We start from the raw sequence: 18,808 nt of genomic DNA, 5'->3' as shown, positions 1-18,808 counted from the left end.
GTGGACGCTTTTGTTCCATTCACCCAACACATCATCAAACGAAAGAGAGGCAGCAGTGAATGAAAGCAACTGGAATTGTACGCCGCATCGATGATCTAGGTAGAGTGGTTATTCCGAAGGAGATTCGCAGAACATTGCGCATCCGGGAAGGAGATCCGCTTGAGATTTTCGTCGACCGCGATGGAGAAGTGATTTTGAAGAAGTATTCGCCGATTAGTGAGCTAGGAGACTTTGCGAAGGAATATGCTGATGCATTATTCGACAGTCTGGGTCATTCCATCCTGATCTGTGATCGAGATACGTATATTGCTGTATCCGGCAGTTCGAAAAAAGAGTACTTAAACAAATCCATCAGTGATTTACTTGAACGAACAATGGATCAGCGTAATTCTGTGTTAGAAGAAAGCAAAAAAGAAATTCAACTTGTCGATGGTATTGATGATGACGTATCTTCTTATACCATTGCACCTATTGTTGCAAACGGAGATCCGATTGGCGCCGTCGTCTTATTTTCTAAAGAGCGTTCAATGGGAGAAGTGGAGCATAAAGCGGCAGAAACGGCAGCTGGCTTCTTAGCCCGTCAAATGGAACATTAGGTCTAATAACTCTATATCATTTTGATAAAACGAAAGAATGCCGATGAAATCATTTGATTTTGTCGGTTTTTTATATGGGATGAAACAAAACGTGAAATATGCCGTCTACTCCTTAGAAAGGAACGTCTTTTCATTCACGTATGATATAATGAGTGCGTTTAACTGTAGATCTATTTTAAAGGAGTCATCCATGAAAAATGCTGTGAATCAGCCGCACTGGCTTTTCCAGGGTGCGGTGATTTTGACCATCGCAGGCTTGTTATCAAAGGTACTAAGTGCCGTTTACCGTGTCCCATTTCAAAACATCGTAGGGGACACAGGATTTTATATTTATCAGCAGGTATATCCATTCCTTGGCATTGCCATCATGCTTGGCACAACAGGATTTCCTGTCATGGTGTCCAAGCTTTTGAGTGAGCATGGGGAAGAGAATCGACGGATCATTTCAAGGGTATCCTTGGTATATATCACATTACTGAGCTTAGTCTTATTTCTTTGCCTTTACATAGGAGCAGGCACAATTGCGAGCCTTATGGCAGACAGTCAATTAATTTTGCTCATCCAGATGAGTGCTTTTGTGTTTCTATTTCTGCCGCTCACTGTGATGCTGAGGGGCGTTTTTCAGAGTGACGGTCTGATGCTTCCAACGGCTGTTTCTCAATTAGTTGAGCAGCTCATCAGGGTAGGCGTTCTGCTTGTTTTATCCTTTTATTTCGTGAGACACGGCTATTCGCTTTATGAAACAGGGGCAGGTGCGGTATTCTCTTCTATTGCGGGAAGTGCGGCCTCGCTCATTTTGCTTCTTTTCCTTTGGCTGACCTATCGAAAGCAGTCTGCTGCAAGTATGTCAGGCAAACAGGCGACACTTCAAAAAAAAGATGTTTTGAAGAGTTTGGTGCTGTATACATTGACGATTTGTGTCAGCGGTTTGCTCATTTTATGGATGCAAATGATTGATGCCTTTCATCTGTATGCATTGCTGCGCAGCGAGGGTCTCAGTGAAGCGGCGGCAAAGGCGGCAAAAGGTGTGTATGACCGAGGTCAGCCGTTCTTGCAGCTAGGAACGGTGTTTGCCATCAGCATCGGAACCTCTCTTGTGCCATTTTTATCGGCAGCCATGAGGAATGGAGAGCATGAAACGATACGGCAAAAAGTTCGGTCATCGGTTAAGACCACGTCGGTATTAGGGATTGGATCAGCGGTTGGACTGATTTGTATTTTAGCACCAGTAAATACAATGCTTTTTCGTAATGATTTAGGCACCGATGCCTTGCAAATATTCTGTATATCGATTGCCTTTACGTCGATTGCCATTACGCAGGCGGCTTTACTGCAAGGGCTCGGGCATACCGTGTATCCAGCTGTTGTGGTGGTCCTCAGCGTGCTGGTGAAATGGATTCTAACGATTGCGCTTGTTCCGTTATTTGGCATCCACGGGGCCGCATGGTCAACTGTATGTGGTTTTCTCACAGCAGCCTTGCTCAATGCCGTTTATTTGAAGCATAAAGGATGGATTTCATGGAGAGAGCTGTTCCCAGTAAAAATTCTTTTATCAGCCGCCTTCATGGCTGTGGTCTTAATAGGATATCAGACTCTGTTTTCATGGGTTATCCCCTTTGAAAAACGTCCGTTTTCCGTTTTAGAGAGCCTGACATCAGTTTTTATTGGTGGTTTCGCCTTTTTATATAGTATTCTTAAGCTAGAAGTATTTACGGACGAGGAATGGAGACTCATTCCATTAGGAGAAAAGATTTTATATTTTAAACAGATGAGAGGGAATCAAAATGGCAGGTAAGATTACCGTCGTCGGTCTCGGGGCAGGCGACATGGATCAGCTGACGCTCGGTGTATATAAGCAGCTGAAGCAGGCGAAAGAAGTATTTATGAGAACGCAGGATCATCCGCTTACCGCAGAGTTGATGCAGGAGGTCCCATCTCTCACCTTTTTTGATGAAATTTATGAAAAGCACGATCAGTTTGATCAGGTGTATCAGGAAATTACCGAAATATTATTTGCAGAGGCAGCGGAAAAAGACATTGTGTACGCAGTACCTGGTCATCCATTTGTAGCAGAAAAGACCGTACAGCTGCTCGTCGCTGAGCAGAAAGAGCGCGGGATTGAGGTGTCTGTCGCTGGTGGACAAAGCTTTCTAGATGCGACATTCAACTCCTTGCAGATTGACCCCATCGAGGGACTACAATTCGTTGATGCAGGGGATATGAGAGCGGATGATCTGAAATTAACCCAGCATGTCCTGATTTGTCAGGTATATGATCAGATGACAGCTTCGAATGTGAAACTCACGCTGATGGAAAAGCTCCCTGACGATTATGAAGTTTATATAGTGACAGCAGCTGGAAGCAGTCAGGAACAGATTACTGCCGTTCCTTTATTTGAACTTGATCGAGATGTGACGATAAATAACTTAACGAGTGTTTATGTTCCTCCGATTCAAGATGAACAGCTGCTTTATCAACAATTTGACACCTTCCGTGACGTTATACGTACATTAAGAGGTCCGGGCGGCTGTCCATGGGATCAAAAACAAACCAATGAGTCACTCAAACCATATTTAATTGAAGAATGCTATGAACTGCTTGAAGCGATAGATGAAGATGACCCAGATCATATAGTGGAAGAGCTCGGTGATGTGCTGCTGCAGGTATTACTTCACGCTCAAATTGGAGAAGATGACGGTTATTTCTCTATTGATGACGTCATCCAGCATGTCACAGAAAAAATGATTCGGCGACACCCTCATGTGTTTGGTGACACGAATGTTTCTGAGGCAGCAGACGTGGTCGCCAACTGGGAAAAAATCAAGCAGCAGGAAAAGCCAGAGCGCGCCGCTTCTATTTTACAATCGATTCCGGCGACACTTCCAGCACTAACAAAGGCATATAAACTCCAAAAGAAAGCCGCCAAGGTGGGCTTTGATTGGACAGATGTTCAAGATATTTGGAACAAATACGAAGAAGAAAAGCAGGAATTTCTCGTTGAAGTGGCAGAGAAGACGGACGAAGGTGCAACGAAGCAGATGAAAGATGAATTTGGAGATCTTTTGTTTGTTCTCGTCAACATTGGTAGGTTCTATCACCTAGAGCCTGAAACGGCACTCGCTTCTGCCAACACAAAATTCATGCGGCGCTTTCAGCATATCGAACAAAAAGCAAAGGACATGGGCCGTTCATTAGATGACTTAACGCTAGAGGAAATGGATGACCTATGGAACGATGCGAAACGCATAGAAAGAGGTGAACATACATGAGATTAGATAAATTTTTAAAAGTGTCCCGTTTAATTAAAAGAAGAACATTGGCAAAAGAAGTAGCTGATCAAGGCAGGATTTCTATTAACGGAACACAGGCGAAAGCAAGCTCTGACGTGAAAGAAGGAGATGAGCTCCAAATCCGCTTTGGTCAAAAACTAGTAACTGTTCAAGTCAACGAGTTAAAAGACACGACGAAAAAAGAAGAAGCGGCTGGCATGTACACTGTGCTAAAAGAAGAAAAAACAGCAGAATAGGGCTTGTTCTAAATGCCCCTTTTATCACATACAATGCAGTAACATGCAAGTATGAGATATGGGGGATGTATAAATGAATCAATATTATAATCAACCTCAAGGCACGAAGCTGTCATCAGAAGCGGAGCACAATGTCACAATGCGAAACAGAAAGCATTTAGATATTACCGGTGTCAAACAAGTGGAAAGCTTTGATAGTGAAGAATTTTTGCTTGAGACGGTCATGGGGATTCTTGCCATCCGCGGAGAAAATCTGCAAATGAAAAACCTAGACGTCGAAAAGGGCGTTGTGTCGATCAAAGGGCGTGTCTTTGATTTAATCTATGTGGATGAGCAGCACGGGGAGAAAGCTAAAGGATTTTTTAGCAAGCTGTTTAAATGACGCTGACAGTCCAGTTTTATACGATGCTTTCCATGGCGGCGATGGGCATCTGGCTGGGCGCATCGCTTGATACGTACAAGCTGTTTGTGAACCGGGAAAAAACAGCAAAATGGCTTTTGGCTATACACGATCTCCTTTTTTGGATGGTACAGGGTCTCTTATTCTTTTATGTTCTGCTGCTGACAAATGAGGGAGAATTCAGGCTTTATATTTTTCTAGCCGTTGCTCTTGGTTTCTCGATGTATCAGGCATTGATGAAACAGTTGTATCTTAAGATTCTCAAGTTTATCATGATGTGTGTATATCAGACCGTTCTCTTCCTGAAAAGGCTGGTCATGTCGATTGTCTTCCAGCCGATCCGCTGGATGATCACATTGGTCATAAGTGCTATTCTGTTCTTGCTCCACTCGCTCTTACGTCTAGTTCGTTTTACGTTTCGGCTCGTGTGGAAGGTGCTGTCGATTGTTTGTTATCCGCTCATCTGGTTACTCAATGTGACCATTATTCATCGGATTCCCGAAAAATGGCGAACATCAATGAGATTGTTTTTCTCAAAAGGAGCAGGAATTTTACAAGGGGCCAAGAAATTATCTGGTACCATCAAAACGAAATGGAAACAATTCTGGACAAAGTAAGAGAGGAGGCCTTCAACCTTGAACAAGAGAAAAAGAAATATCGCACAAATTCAAAATGATTATCAAAAACAAATGGAACAGCAAGCACAGCGCTTAAAACGCAAACGTCGCGGACTCCTTAGAAGGCTTACCGTGTTTGGTGTGATCGTGCTCATGTTTGCTGTCTTGGTGACAAGTGCCCTCTGGTCGCAATCGTCTTCACTAAAGGAAAAAGAAGAGAAGAAGGTTGCGCTCGAAAAAGAGTTGAAGCAATTACAAACAAAGCAGGAAGATATTTCTGATGAAATTAAGAAGCTGAAAAGCAAGGAATACGTACTCGAACTGGCACGACGGGACTATTATATGTCCAAAAAAGGCGAAAAAATCTTTGATGTGGGCAATAAGAGCGATTAGCCTTGTTGACACTTAAAATTCAGTTTATGTATAATTGAACAAATGAGATTTTTTTATAAGTCTAAGGAGGAGCACTTTTTTTATGTCGATTGAAGTTGGCAGCAAGTTACAAGGGAAAGTTACGGGCATTACAAATTTTGGAGCTTTTGTGGAGTTGCCAGGCGGTTCAACTGGTCTCGTTCATATCAGTGAGGTAGCCGATAACTATGTAAAAGATATTAATGAGCATTTAAAAGTCGGTGAACAAGTTGAAGTGAAAGTGATTAACGTTGAAAAAGACGGTAAAATCGGCTTGTCCATTAAAAAAGCAAAAGATCGTCCTCAACAACAATCAAGACCGAGCAGAAATGATTTCCGTCCGAAGGAATCGTTTGAACAAAAAATGAACAAATTCTTAAAAGATAGCGAAGATCGCTTAACATCTTTAAAACGTAACACGGAATCAAAACGTGGGGGGCGCGGAGCAAGAAGAGGTTAACTTGTTGCTGCTTTCTATATATTTTCACAACAAAGCATCTGCTGTTCAGCAGGTGCTTTTTTTATGATGCATCCGACATTTTTTGAGATTTCGTCATTTAATTTAAAACTTTCTATTGACGGACAAGCGAATCCTTTGTATTATAGTTCTTGTGCTTCTTAGCGCATTTTCATTATGGCGGTGTAGCTCAGCTGGCTAGAGCGTACGGTTCATACCCGTGAGGTCGGGGGTTCGATCCCCTCCGCCGCTATCCTTTTAACTAGAACATAAAGCAAGGCCCGTTGGTCAAGCGGTTAAGACACCGCCCTTTCACGGCGGTAACACGGGTTCGAATCCCGTACGGGTCATCTTCGAAACAGCTTTCTATAGGAAAGCTGTTTTTTTGTGACTTCGTAAAATTCTGATGAAAGACATCGACTTTCATGAAAGTATGCCCCTTTGACGAATAAAGCGTCGAACGTTTTATGGAAATGACAACTTCTTTTGACAAAATTTCTTTTTCACCTTCGCTATAATGACAAGCAACGAATATCAGGTGGGGGATGAGAAGATGGAAAAACTAGAAAGAAGAACTGATTTAACAGGAGCGGGGTTTGAAAGAATCAGTGCGGGGTTAAAAAAGATGAAAAACCTGTTTCTTCATCACACGCATTCTCTTTTTTTCTATAAAGGGTTTATTTATGTTGTTCTAGGCTTTTTATTAGGACGAGCCTTTATATTATCTGAAATTATGCCGTTTGCTCTGCCTTTCTTTGGCTCCATGCTGCTTATTAAAAGAGATAAGGCGATGCTTGCTTGTCTAGCATTACTCGCTGGGGCGATGACGATATCACCTCAAAATGCATTGTTTGTGTTTGCGTCGCTGCTCATGTTTCTCCTTATGTCAAAGGTCGTTTCTTTCATCATCAAAGACCCAGTGAAAACATTACCGGTTGTCATTGTTCTCTCGATGCTGATCACCCGAGGAGCGTTTGTTTACCTAGAGCAAGGTGCTGTGCAAAGCTATGATTACGTCATGGCGGGTGTCGAAGCAGGACTTGCCTTCATTTTGACACTGATTTTTCTTCAAAGCCTGCCAATTTTTACAGTCAGGAAAATTAAACACTCTTTAAAGGTCGAAGAAATTATTTGTTTTATGATTTTAATTGCCTCAGTTTTAACTGGCCTTGCTGGGATCTCATTTCAAGGGATGCAGGCAGAGCATATTTTGTCACGTTATGTAGTGCTGACATTTGCCTTTATTGGTGGAGCCAGTATTGGTTGTACGGTCGGTGTTGTGACAGGATTAATTCTCGGTCTCGCAAACATCGGAAACCTTTATCAGATGAGTCTTCTTGCCTTTTCAGGCTTACTAGGTGGATTGCTGAAAGAAGGGAAGAAAGCAGGGGCAGCCATCGGCTTAATTGTGGGTTCCTTACTCATTTCACTGTACGGAGAAGGTTCAGCAGGTCTCATGACCACACTGTATGAATCACTTATAGCGGTTGCGCTCTTTTTGCTCACGCCACAATCAGTCACTTCCAAGGTAGCGAAATACATTCCTGGTACGGTAGAGCATGTACAGGAGCAGCAGCAATACGCTCGGAAGGTACGAGACGTGACAGCAAAAAAGGTAGACCAATTCTCTAATGTATTTCATGCGCTGTCTGAGAGTTTTGCGACATTTTACGAATCCATTCCTGAAGAGAAGAAGCAGGAAGAGGATGTAGATCTTTTTTTAAGTACGATCACAGAACGATCCTGTCAAACGTGCTATAAGAAAAATAAATGCTGGGTGCAGAACTTTGATACAACCTATGAACTAATGAAACAAGTTATGCATGAATCTGATGAAAAAACGTATGAGCATAACCGAAAATTGAAAAAGAAATTTAGTCAGCACTGCTCAAAATCAAAACATGTCGAGGAATTGATTGAAGAGGAGATCGCTTACTATAAAGCCAACCAGACACTGAAGAAAAAGGTCCAAGACAGCAGACGTCTTGTAGCTGAACAGCTGATGGGAGTCTCGCAAGTGATGGAGGATTTTTCCCGGGAAATAAAACGAGAAAGAGAACAGCATTTTATTCAGGAAGAGCAGATGATAGAAGCGCTCCAGCACTTTGGCATTGAAATCCAGCAAGTAGAAATCTATAGCTTAGAGCAGGGAAATGTCGATATTGAAATGAGAATCCCATATTGCCAAGGGCATGGGGAATGTGAAAAAATCATTGCTCCAATGCTTTCAGATATTTTAGAAGAACAGATTTTAGTCAAAGCAGAGCAGTGTGCAGAGCATCCAACAGGCTATTGTCACGTTGTATTTGGCTCTGCTAAATCATATCGAGTGGCTACAGGTGTAGCTCATGCAGCAAAAGGCGGAGGACTGGTATCTGGAGACAGCTACAGCATGATGGAGCTTGGTGCGGGCAAGTATGCTGCAGCTATTAGTGATGGAATGGGCAATGGAGCACGGGCTCATTTTGAAAGCAATGAAACGATTAAGCTGTTAGAAAAAATATTGGCGTCAGGTATCAATGAAAAAGTGGCGATTAAAACCATTAATAGTATTTTATCTTTACGAACGACGGACGAGATCTATTCAACATTGGATTTATCGATCATTGATTTACAGGATGCGAGCTGTAAGTTCCTCAAGATTGGTTCAACACCCAGCTTTATTAAAAGGGGTGATCAGGTGATGAAGGTACAAGCAAGCAACTTGCCCATCGGTATTATTGATGAATTCGAAGTCGAGGTTGTGAGTGAACAAATGAAGGCAGGAGATCTATTGATTATGATGAGTGACGGCATTTTTGAAGGGCCGAAGCATATTGAAAATCATGATCTTTGGGTGAAACGGAAAATGAAAAGCTTTAAAACAGAAGATCCGCAAGAAATTGCTGATTTATTAATGGAAGAGGTTATTCGAACAAGAGCAGGCCAAATTGACGACGATATGACAGTTGTTGTCATCAGGCTCGACCACAACACACCAAAATGGGCTTCCATTCCGACCGGTACATTCTATCTTGAGAAACAAGAGATTTCTTAAAATATCGTATAATATGAATTTCTTCTGGCGATGATGGGGATATAAGCATTCAGTTACAATCCCAGGAGGAATGAAGATGCGAAAAGGTCACGTCAACCAAATCTTATTGATTACAGATGGCTGCTCAAATCACGGGGAAGATCCGCTTGCGATTGCCTCATTGGCAAAGGAACAAGGGATTACAGTCAATGTCATTGGCATTATGGAAGAAAACAGACACGATCATGAAGCGATGAAGGAAGTTGAGGGAATTGCTCTCGCAGGCGGAGGTATCCACCAAGTTGTCTACGTCCAGCAGTTATCTCAAACCGTACAAATGGTCACGAAAAAAGCGATGACACAAACCCTGCAAGGTGTTGTGAATAAAGAATTGCAGCAAATTCTCGGCAAAGATGCTGAAATTGAAGAGCTTCCACCTGATAAGCGCGGGGAAGTAATGGAGGTTGTCGATGAGTTAGGAGAGACGGTTCACCTTCAAGTACTCGTGCTTGTTGATACAAGTGCAAGTATGAAACCGAAGCTGCCGACCGTCAAAGAAGCACTCATCGACCTTTCCATCAGTTTAAATTCAAGAATTGGAGAAAATCAGTTTGGGATGTGTGTATTTCCCGGGAAAAACTCAGATGCTGAAATTGTATTGAATTGGACGCCTCGATTCGATTCATTATCATCTATTTTCCCAAAACTGACCACTGGAGGAATCACCCCAACGGGACCAGCGCTTCGGGAAGCACTTCAGCATTTCAAATCAGTGCGTTCACGCAAAGGGCTGCTTGAAGCAAAGGAAGAGCATAATGATGAATTCGGCTTCTAACATCCCGTTAGGCACGGTGATTCAAGGGAAATGGCACCACCATCATTACCGTATTGTAAAAGAGCTTGGAAAAGGGGCGAACGGTGTTGTCTATCTGGCCGAATCGCCACATGGGCAAGCGGCCCTTAAAGTGAGTGATGACAGTATGCTCATTGCATCTGAAGTCAATGTATTAAAATCCTTTTCAAAGGCTCCTGTGAAAACCATGGGGCCTTCTTTTTATGATATGGATGATGCGATTTATCCCGGTATGCCTCAAAAACGCTCTTTTTATGTGATGGAATATGTCAGAGGCCCATTATTGCTTGAATTTGTGAAACAAAAGGGTGATGAGTGGATTGTGGTTTTAATGATTCAGCTTTTATCCAGCTTGGCTCATTTACATCAGGAAGGTTGGATTTTTGGTGATTTAAAGCCGGATAATCTCATTGTTTCTGGTCCCCCTGCCACGATCCGGTGCATTGATGTAGGAGGAACGACGAAAGCGGGCAGGGCAATTAAGGAGTATACCGAGTTTTTTGATCGAGGCTATTGGGGATTCGGTACACGAAAAGCTGAACCAACTTATGATTTATTTGCCCTGACCATGGTGATGGTCAACTGTGCGTATAAGAAAGAATTCAAAAAAGGAGCAGAGCCAGATAAACAGCTTTATCGAGCCATTGAAGGACATCCTTTATTAAAGCGATATGAAAGGGTGTTAAAGGCTGCTCTACAAGGTAAGTATCAATCAGCAGCAGACATGAAAGGTGCGATGCTGAAAGAAGGACAGCTGATTGCATCAAGAAAATCGCGTCAAAAGAAGCAGCAGCAAAAAAATGCGCCAAAACCTGCTGTTAATCAAAATCAACAAGTGACTTCACGATCGCGGACTGCAGCAGCAAAAAGAACGTCAGTACGTAAAAAATCAGGCGGGCTTTTTGAAACCATTCTTATCGTATGCAGTGTACTCGCTCTTTACTGTGCATATGTGGTTTTGTTCCTGTTGTAGAGCTGTAAAAAAGCAGGCTTCTTCTTTGCTTGGAGCTACTGAAAGTGATAGGATATGTATATCTTTAAATTACCTGCTCTTTGTGAGGAGGAAGTTGTGAATAGAATTGAATCTTTTTTGAGAAAACATGATGTTTACCTTGAAAATACGACAGTCATTGTCGGGGTTTCCGGCGGACCGGATTCCATGCTCTTACTGCATGAACTTAACAAGCGTCGCAAAAGTTCCTATCAGCTGATTGCAGCCCATGTAGATCACATGTTCAGAGGAGAAGAGTCCTTTGCTGATTTGGCGTTTGTTGAGGCTTACTGTAAGGAGCACGAGATCCCTTTTGAATCGTCCCGCATACAGGTCACCCAATATGCAAAAGAAAACCGCTTAAACAAACAGGCAGCTGCAAGGGAGTGCAGATATGCTTTCTTTCGTCAATTGATGGAGCAATACAACGCTCAATTTATAGCGCTTGCACATCATGGAGACGACCAAGTAGAAACAATGTTGATGAGACTTGCGAGAGGGACTGTTGGTATTGGACTTGCGGGTATCCAAGCAAAACGTCCCTTTCAAAATGGGTGGCTGATTCGTCCGCTCATTGGATACTCTAAAGACGACGTGCTAAAAGCTTGTGAAAAAGAACATGTCCCCTATGTCATTGATCAGAGCAATTACACAGATGACTACTTGAGAAACCGGGTAAGAAGACACATCCTTCCTGTGTTAAAAGAAGAGGCACCTCATGTACATGAAAGCTTTCAGTTTGTAAGTGACATGCTGACTGAGGATGAGCAATACTTGCAGGGTTTAACAAAGGAACAAATGAACCAAGTGATAACGAGTCAATCGCCTAAACAAATTGAGATCAAAACGAAGCCTTTGCTTGACCTGCCTTTGCCTTTACAAAGAAGAGGCATTCAACTAATATTAAACTATCTTTATGAAAACACTCAATCAGCGTTTTCAAACCAGCATATTCTAGGGACTTTGGACTGGTTATCTCATACCGATCAACCGTCTGGATCATTAGATTTGCCAAAGGGTTTACAAGCTGTCAAGTCTTATGATTACTGTATGTTTACCTTTGAACGATCGCATGTATTAGACCAGTCTTATGCTCTTCACTTAAATGTTGAGCTCGGAGAAGAGCTTTTTCTCCCAAATGGACAGTCTATCGTCGTATCAAATCATGTTCCGAAGGATGCACGGAACGGAAACCATTTTTTCTTGCTTCAAAAAGATCATGTTCGTCTCCCTTTGATCATTCGCTCACGAAAAAATGGTGATCGAATCAAACTTAAAGGGATGAATGGATCAAAAAAGGTGAAGGATATATTTATTGATAAAAAAGTGCCTCTTGCAGAAAGAGACAGCTGGCCGATCGTCACTGACTCGGATCATCAAATCATCTGGATCCCAGGTCTGAAAAAATCTGTTTTTGAAGAAATTGATATGACAAACAGCGATCTCATTGTATTACAATATAGACAGCACGAAAATTTGTAGGGGGCAAGCAAAAGCATGAAACAAGATATTGAAAAGATTTTGATCTCAGAAGAAGAGATCCAGCAAAAAGTGAAGGAACTGGGTGCAACATTAACCAGCGATTATGATGGTAAATTTCCCCTGGCTATTGGTGTTTTGAAAGGTGCTCTTCCATTCATGGCAGACCTGATCAAACACATTGATACATATTTAGAACTTGATTTTATGGATGTATCTAGCTACGGAAAGTCTACCGTATCTTCTGGAGAAGTAAAGATCATTAAGGATCTAGATACTTCTGTTGAAGGAAGAGATATTTTGATTATGGAAGATATCATCGACAGTGGGTTAACTTTGAGCTATCTGGTAGAGCTTTTCCGATACCGTAAAGCAAATTCCATTAAAATTGTGACATTGCTTGATAAACCAAGCGGCCGCAAAGCAGACATCAAAGCAGATTATGTTGGATTTGAAGTGCCAGATGCATTTGTTGTCGGCTATGGATTGGATTTCGCTGAACGTTACCGAAACCTCCCGTATATTGGAGTGTTAAAACCATCTGTTTACGAAGGCTGATCAGCATACGTATACATGAGGTTATTGGTTGTGTTGGAATGATTTTCTATGATACTATTGAACATAGTTGTGCTTACTGTGGGAGGAGGTAAGGAATGAATCGGGTTTTTCGTAATACGATTTTTTATATACTTATTTTATTACTTGTGATAGGGGTCGTTAGTTGGTTAGGATCCCCAAATCAAAAGCCTGAGAACATGTCTTACAGCAAATTTTCGCAAAATCTAAGTGCGGGAAAAGTGGAGAGTATCTCCATTCAGCCTGTAAGAGGGGTTTATGAAATTCGTGGTCAATTAGATGGCGCGAAGAAAGATCAATTCTTCATTACCCATGTTCCAGATGGTCAAGGTGTTGACCAAATTTACAGTGCACTGAAGAATACAGATGTAAAAGTAGAACCAGCACCTGAAACAAATGGATGGTTGCAAGTTCTGACAACCATCATTCCGTTTATCATCATCTTTATCTTGTTCTTCTTCTTATTGAACCAAGCTCAGGGCGGCGGAAGCCGAGTCATGAACTTTGGTAAGAGTAAGGCGAAGCTTTACACAGAAGAGAAGAAACGTGTGAAATTTAAAGATGTTGCCGGTGCAGATGAAGAAAAGCAAGAGCTTGTAGAAGTGGTTGAATTCCTGAAGGACCCACGTAAATTTGCGGAGCTTGGCGCAAGAATTCCTAAAGGGGTTTTACTAGTAGGACCTCCAGGTACAGGTAAAACATTGCTTGCAAGAGCATCTGCAGGAGAAGCAGGCGTTCCTTTCTTCAGCATCAGTGGTTCTGACTTCGTCGAGATGTTCGTCGGTGTCGGTGCATCACGTGTACGTGATTTATTCGAAAATGCGAAAAAGAATGCACCTTGTTTAATCTTTATTGATGAGATTGATGCAGTGGGTCGTCAGCGTGGAGCCGGTCTTGGCGGTGGTCATGACGAGCGTGAACAAACGCTTAACCAGCTTCTTGTTGAAATGGATGGTTTTAGTGCCAACGAAGGTATTATTATCATTGCTGCGACAAACCGTGCAGATATTCTAGACCCTGCATTGCTGCGTCCGGGACGTTTTGACCGTCAAATTACGGTTGACCGCCCAGATGTTATTGGCCGTGAAGAAGTACTGAAAGTTCATGCGAAAAACAAACCGCTTGATGAGACAGTCAATTTAAAAGCCATTGCAAGCAGAACACCAGGGTTCTCTGGAGCAGATCTTGAGAACTTACTAAACGAAGCAGCACTTGTTGCTGCCCGTCAAAACAAAAAGAAAATCGATATGCGTGATATCGACGAAGCGACTGACCGTGTCATCGCTGGGCCGGCGAAGAAAAGCCGCGTCATTTCGAAGAAAGAACGCAATATCGTCGCTTACCATGAAGCAGGTCATACCGTCATTGGTCTTATCCTAGACGAAGCGGACATGGTGCATAAAGTAACGATCGTTCCTCGTGGTCAGGCAGGCGGATATGCGGTTATGCTTCCAAGAGAAGACCGTTATTTCCAAACGAAACCAGAGCTTCTTGATAAAATTGTCGGCTTGCTCGGCGGTCGTGTTGCAGAGGAAATTACGTTTGGTGAAGTAAGTACAGGTGCTCACAACGACTTCCAGCGTGCAACAGGCATTGCAAGAAGAATGGTCACAGAGTTCGGTATGTCTGATAAGCTTGGTCCGCTTCAATTCGGTCAAGCACAAGGAGGTCAAGTATTCCTTGGCCGTGATTTCAACAATGAGCCGAATTACAGTGAAGCGATCGCTTACGAAATTGACCAAGAAGTTCAGCGTTTCATTAAGGAGAGCTATGAACGTGCGAAACAAATTCTCACTGAGAATAAAGATAAGCTAGAAATCATCGCACAAGCCCTTCTAGAAGTTGAAACATTAGATGCTGAGCAAATTAAATCTCTTTACGAAACTGGAAAGCTTCCAGAGCGTGTATACGCAGATGACGAAGAGAAAAACGATGATGTGAAAGTAAACATCAAGAAAAAAGAAGATGAGGAGATCTAATCTCCTTCTGTGAAAGCTGCCGGGATCACCGGCAGCTTTTTTTATTTCGATTCATGAATGGATCGGTTTCGAATTGTTTACAAATGGAACTCAATTCGTGTATGGTATGATAGAAAGTCGAAAAATGCTCTTTTTGAGAAACTATTCAAAGTGGTGATGAAGTTGTTACTCGTGATAGATGTAGGAAACACAAATACCGTTTTAGGTGTTTATCATAATGGCGATCTAAACTACCATTGGCGAATTGAAACAAGCCGTCATAAAACAGAAGACGAATTTGGTATGTCCATCAGGGCTTTATTTGATTATGTGGGGCTGATGTTTGACCAAATAGAAGGAATTATCATCTCGTCTGTTGTCCCGCCAATGATGTTTGCACTTGAAAGAATGTGCGAAAAGTATTTTCACATAACTCCCCAAATTGTAGGGCCTGGAATGAAGACTGGATTAAACATTATGTGTGACAATCCAAAGGAAGTCGGGGCAGATCGAATTGTCAATGCAGTAGCAGCAATTCACCTATATGGGGCGCCTCTTATTGTGGTAGACTTTGGAACAGCAACAACCTACTGTTATATCAATGAACAAAAACAATACATGGGTGGAGCGATTGCACCGGGTATTACCATCTCAACTGAGGCTTTATATACAAGAGCGGCGAAGCTGCCGAGAATTGAAATTGTCCGTCCTGATCACATTGTTGGAAAAAACACTATCAGTGCGATGCAATCCGGCATCCTTTATGGATATGTTGGTCAAGTCGAGGGAATAGTGAAACGGATGAAGCAGCAAGCCAAACAAACACCGAAAGTCATTGCAACAGGCGGTTTGTCTACATTAATTGGAAATGAATCAGACTGTATTGATATTGTCGATCCGTTCCTTACATTAAAAGGACTGCAGCTCATTTATGAACGTAATCGTGTCGGTGTATTATAGGAGGTTTAAATTAAATGGATTACTTAGTTAAAGCGTTAGCATATGACGGAAAAGTCCGCGCATATGCTGCAAACACAACAGATACAATCAACGAAGCACAAAGAAGACATCACACGTGGCCGACTGCATCAGCAGCGATTGGCAGAACGATGACAGCAACAGTCATGATGGGTGCTATGCTGAAAGGTGAGAATAAGTTAACTGTCAAAATAGAAGGCGGTGGACCAATCGGCGCCATTATTGCTGATGGAAATGCAAAAGGCCAGGTACGAGGATATGTCTCAAACCCACAAGTTCACTTTGACTTAAATGAACATGGCAAACTGGATGTTAGACGTGCAGTCGGAACATCTGGAACGTTAAGTGTTGTCAAAGATATCGGGCTGAAGGATCACTTTACAGGACAAACGGAAATCGTTTCAGGTGAAATTGGAGATGACTTCACTTATTATCTTGTTTCTTCTGAGCAAGTGCCTTCCTCTGTAGGCGTAGGCGTCCTTGTCAATCCAGATAATTCGATCCTCGCAGCAGGCGGTTTCATCATTCAATTGCTGCCTGGTACAGAAGATGCTGTCATTGAAAGACTAGAAAAGCGCCTGTCAACCATTGAACCAATCTCTAAACTCATTGAAAAAGGGATGACACCAGAAGAAATATTAGAAGAAGTACTCGGTGAAAAACCTCAAATTTTAGAAACTGTACCTGTCGAATTTTCTTGTAACTGCTCAAAAGAACGCTTTGCAAATGGCATTATCAGCCTAGGGAAAGCCGAAATTGATGATATGATTGAACAAGACGGACAAGCAGAAGCTCAATGCCATTTTTGTAACGAAACGTATGTATTTACAAAAGAAGAGCTAGAGGAGCTACGTGAAGAATTAACCCGCTAAGCTCTAAGCAGCGGGTTTTCTTTTTAGATGGAAAGGAGACGAAAGATGAGACTAAAAGCAAGAGTGGTATGGACATTTATCCTCGTGTTGCTCATGATTAATGCCGTTGTCATTGCATATGTATTAACAAAGTCACAAATGTCACAGGCTTCTTCTAACGGGAAGAGCGGTGAAGAAATTGCGTCGATTGGAAAAGAGAAGGTGACGCGTCAAGAATGGCTAAAGAAAATGGAAGACCGCTACGGAAAGGCGACACTTGAGCAAATGATCAATCAGAAGGTGGTCAATCAGCTTGCCAAGCAAAACAAGCTGGAGGTGTCTTCAAAAGAGATCAATCGTGAATTGCTCATGCTCAAAGCGGTGTCTAATAATTTCTATGAAGATGGACATACAAGTGAGAAGGAATGGAAAGATCAGATTCGTTATCAAATTTTATTAGAGCAGCTTTTAACGAGAGATGCCGTCGTTTCTGAAAAAGAAGCGAAATCGTTTTATGAAAAAAACAAGGACTTATATCAATATGATGATTCATACCGCATTCGCCATATCGTTGTGAAGACAAAGGGCGAGGCTGAAAATGTATTGAAAGATTTAAAAGGTGGATCTAGCTTCGAAGCTGTGGCAGCTGAACGTTCAATCGACCGTTACACCTCACCATACGGCGGAGATCTTGGATTTGTGACAGAAGAGCAGGAAAGTATCCCAGCCCTATACATACAAGAAGCTCAAAAGCTTCAGCCAGATGAATGGACGAAAGAGCCGATTCAGACCAAAAACGGGTATGCCATTATTCAGTTAAAAGAAAAATTAAATGGCCGCTCTTTCTCCTATGACGAAGTCAAAGATCAGATTAAAAGACAGATCGCCATGGAAGATCTAGGTGAAAAGGCGAATGTTAAAACCCTGTGGAAAGAAGCAAAAGTCACATGGTTTTACGATGGCGAGCAGGACTAAAAGCATTGACAAAATTTTTTGAAATTGATAATTTAATATTAATACAATAAAATTACTCGGAGATAGAGGTGTTAGTGATGGCTCGTATTGCAAATTCAGTTTTTGAACTAATAGGAAATACACCAGTCGTTAAATTAAACCGTTTAGTAGATGAAGACAGTGCGGATGTCTACTTGAAACTTGAATATATGAACCCAGGCAGCAGTGTCAAAGATCGTATTGCTTTAGCAATGATCGAAGATGCTGAAGCAAAAGGAACATTAAAAGCCGGCGATACGCTTATTGAACCAACAAGCGGAAACACAGGAATCGGCCTTGCAATGGTAGCGGCTGCTAAAGGAATCAATGCGATTTTGGTTATGCCGGACACAATGAGTCAGGAGCGCCGCAACCTTTTACGCGCTTATGGTGCGGAGCTTGTCTTAACACCAGGTGCAGAAGGAATGAAAGGTGCCATCAAAAAAGCGGAAGAATTAGCAGAAGAGCATGGTTACTTCATGCCTCAGCAATTTAGCAACGAAGCCAATGCGGAGATTCACCGCCGTACAACTGGGAAAGAAATTCTTGAACAGTTTGACGGCGAGCTTGATGCATTTATTGCAGGTGTTGGTACGGGCGGTACAATTACAGGTGCTGGTGAAGTCCTAAAAGAAGCCATCCCATCCATTCAGCTTTATGCAGTAGAGCCGACAGATTCCCCTGTATTGTCAGGCGGGAAGCCAGGTCCGCATAAAATTCAAGGAATTGGAGCAGGTTTTGTTCCTTCAATCTTGAACACAGAAATATATGACGGCATCATCCAAGTGAAAAACGAAGATGCATTTGAGCTTGCAAGAAAAGCAGCGAAAGAAGAAGGAATCCTTGGCGGTATTTCTTCTGGAGCAGCTATTTACGCAGCGCTTCAAACAGCGAAGAAGCTTGGTAAAGGGAAAAAGGTTCTGGCAATCATCCCAAGTAATGGTGAGCGTTACCTCAGTACACCGCTTTATCAATTCGATTAAACCAATCACCCCAGCATTTGCTGGGGTTTTTTCATGAATTCTGAAGATGGAAAGCAAATACTATTTTCTAAATAAATTGGATTGCATTACAATAAGGTTAATGAAAATGAAAAAGGATGATAA

The 18,808-nt window shown here is 42.2% G+C and carries 18 protein-coding genes and 2 tRNA genes; all 20 read left to right on the top strand.

All coding sequences use genetic code 11. From position 1 onward, the window contains the following. Positions 1-59: 59 nt before the first annotated feature. Positions 60-596, top strand: coding sequence for a stage V sporulation protein T (gene spoVT / locus MHI60_RS07025; protein ID WP_034284159.1), 537 nt, complete (start codon positions 60-62; stop codon positions 594-596). A 190-nt stretch (positions 597-786) separates the two neighbouring features. Next, positions 787-2,391, top strand: a complete 1,605-nt coding sequence (locus MHI60_RS07020) for a polysaccharide biosynthesis protein (protein WP_144486246.1) — start codon at positions 787-789, stop codon at positions 2,389-2,391. After that, a complete protein-coding gene (gene mazG / locus MHI60_RS07015) occupies positions 2,381-3,865 on the top strand; it encodes a nucleoside triphosphate pyrophosphohydrolase (RefSeq protein ID WP_144473118.1) in 1,485 nt (494 codons plus the stop codon). Before MHI60_RS07020 ends, mazG begins: the two co-directional genes overlap by 11 nt. After that, on the top strand, positions 3,862-4,122 hold the full coding sequence (locus tag MHI60_RS07010; RefSeq protein WP_008341839.1) for an RNA-binding S4 domain-containing protein: 261 nt from the start codon (positions 3,862-3,864) through the stop codon (positions 4,120-4,122). The genes mazG and MHI60_RS07010 overlap by 4 nt, the downstream gene beginning before the upstream one ends. Positions 4,123-4,195: 73 nt before the next feature. Then, the gene (gene yabP / locus MHI60_RS07005) at positions 4,196-4,504 is read left to right on the top strand and encodes a sporulation protein YabP (RefSeq protein WP_048239558.1); all 309 of its coding nucleotides are present in this window, start codon (positions 4,196-4,198) and stop codon (positions 4,502-4,504) included. Continuing rightward, entirely contained in the window at positions 4,501-5,139 is a 639-nt protein-coding gene (gene yabQ / locus MHI60_RS07000) for a spore cortex biosynthesis protein YabQ (RefSeq protein ID WP_039175923.1), read from the top strand. The genes yabP and yabQ overlap by 4 nt, the downstream gene beginning before the upstream one ends. An 18-nt stretch (positions 5,140-5,157) precedes the next feature. Beyond that, positions 5,158-5,532, top strand: a complete 375-nt coding sequence (locus MHI60_RS06995) for a septum formation initiator family protein (protein ID WP_003217952.1) — start codon at positions 5,158-5,160, stop codon at positions 5,530-5,532. Positions 5,533-5,614: 82 nt separating this feature from the next. Next, positions 5,615-6,010, top strand: a complete 396-nt coding sequence (locus MHI60_RS06990; RefSeq protein ID WP_008357409.1) for a S1 domain-containing RNA-binding protein — start codon at positions 5,615-5,617, stop codon at positions 6,008-6,010. A gap of 176 nt (positions 6,011-6,186) precedes the next feature. Next, a tRNA-Met gene (locus MHI60_RS06985) sits at positions 6,187-6,260 on the top strand. A gap of 25 nt (positions 6,261-6,285) precedes the next feature. Further along, positions 6,286-6,357, top strand: a tRNA-Glu gene (locus tag MHI60_RS06980). Positions 6,358-6,560: 203 nt separating this feature from the next. Then, on the top strand, positions 6,561-9,044 hold the full coding sequence (spoIIE, locus tag MHI60_RS06975) for a stage II sporulation protein E (protein WP_058838225.1): 2,484 nt from the start codon (positions 6,561-6,563) through the stop codon (positions 9,042-9,044). 76 nt (positions 9,045-9,120) lie between these two features. Beyond that, the gene (locus MHI60_RS06970) at positions 9,121-9,858 is read left to right on the top strand and encodes a VWA domain-containing protein (RefSeq protein WP_048239564.1); all 738 of its coding nucleotides are present in this window, start codon (positions 9,121-9,123) and stop codon (positions 9,856-9,858) included. Then, on the top strand, positions 9,842-10,849 hold the full coding sequence (locus tag MHI60_RS06965) for a serine/threonine protein kinase (RefSeq protein WP_095407547.1): 1,008 nt from the start codon (positions 9,842-9,844) through the stop codon (positions 10,847-10,849). Before MHI60_RS06970 ends, MHI60_RS06965 begins: the two co-directional genes overlap by 17 nt. Positions 10,850-10,945: 96 nt before the next feature. Further along, a complete protein-coding gene (tilS, locus tag MHI60_RS06960; RefSeq protein WP_144486248.1) occupies positions 10,946-12,349 on the top strand; it encodes a tRNA lysidine(34) synthetase TilS in 1,404 nt (467 codons plus the stop codon). Between the two features lie 15 nt (positions 12,350-12,364). Beyond that, positions 12,365-12,904 (top strand): hypoxanthine phosphoribosyltransferase, encoded by a 540-nt coding sequence (hpt, locus tag MHI60_RS06955; protein ID WP_008357399.1) that lies wholly within the window; start codon positions 12,365-12,367, stop codon positions 12,902-12,904. Between the two features lie 95 nt (positions 12,905-12,999). Beyond that, positions 13,000-14,901 (top strand): ATP-dependent zinc metalloprotease FtsH, encoded by a 1,902-nt coding sequence (gene ftsH / locus MHI60_RS06950; protein ID WP_095407542.1) that lies wholly within the window; start codon positions 13,000-13,002, stop codon positions 14,899-14,901. A 162-nt stretch (positions 14,902-15,063) separates the two neighbouring features. Further along, a complete protein-coding gene (locus MHI60_RS06945; protein WP_024427185.1) occupies positions 15,064-15,840 on the top strand; it encodes a type III pantothenate kinase in 777 nt (258 codons plus the stop codon). 14 nt (positions 15,841-15,854) lie between these two features. After that, positions 15,855-16,730: an Hsp33 family molecular chaperone HslO gene (gene hslO, locus MHI60_RS06940; RefSeq protein WP_024425653.1), complete on the top strand. Its 876-nt coding sequence runs from the start codon at positions 15,855-15,857 to the stop codon at positions 16,728-16,730. Between the two features lie 45 nt (positions 16,731-16,775). Continuing rightward, positions 16,776-17,684 (top strand): peptidyl-prolyl cis-trans isomerase, encoded by a 909-nt coding sequence (locus MHI60_RS06935; protein WP_144473125.1) that lies wholly within the window; start codon positions 16,776-16,778, stop codon positions 17,682-17,684. A 77-nt stretch (positions 17,685-17,761) separates the two neighbouring features. Next, the gene (gene cysK / locus MHI60_RS06930; protein WP_024425655.1) at positions 17,762-18,685 is read left to right on the top strand and encodes a cysteine synthase A; all 924 of its coding nucleotides are present in this window, start codon (positions 17,762-17,764) and stop codon (positions 18,683-18,685) included. Positions 18,686-18,808 lie beyond the last annotated feature (123 nt).

The organism is Bacillus sp. FSL K6-3200 (assembly GCF_038630485.1).
Classification (GTDB): Bacteria; Bacillota; Bacilli; order Bacillales; family Bacillaceae; genus Bacillus; species Bacillus safensis.
Note: the sequence above shows the minus strand (reverse complement) of the source record. Positions and strands in the feature narration are given on the sequence as shown.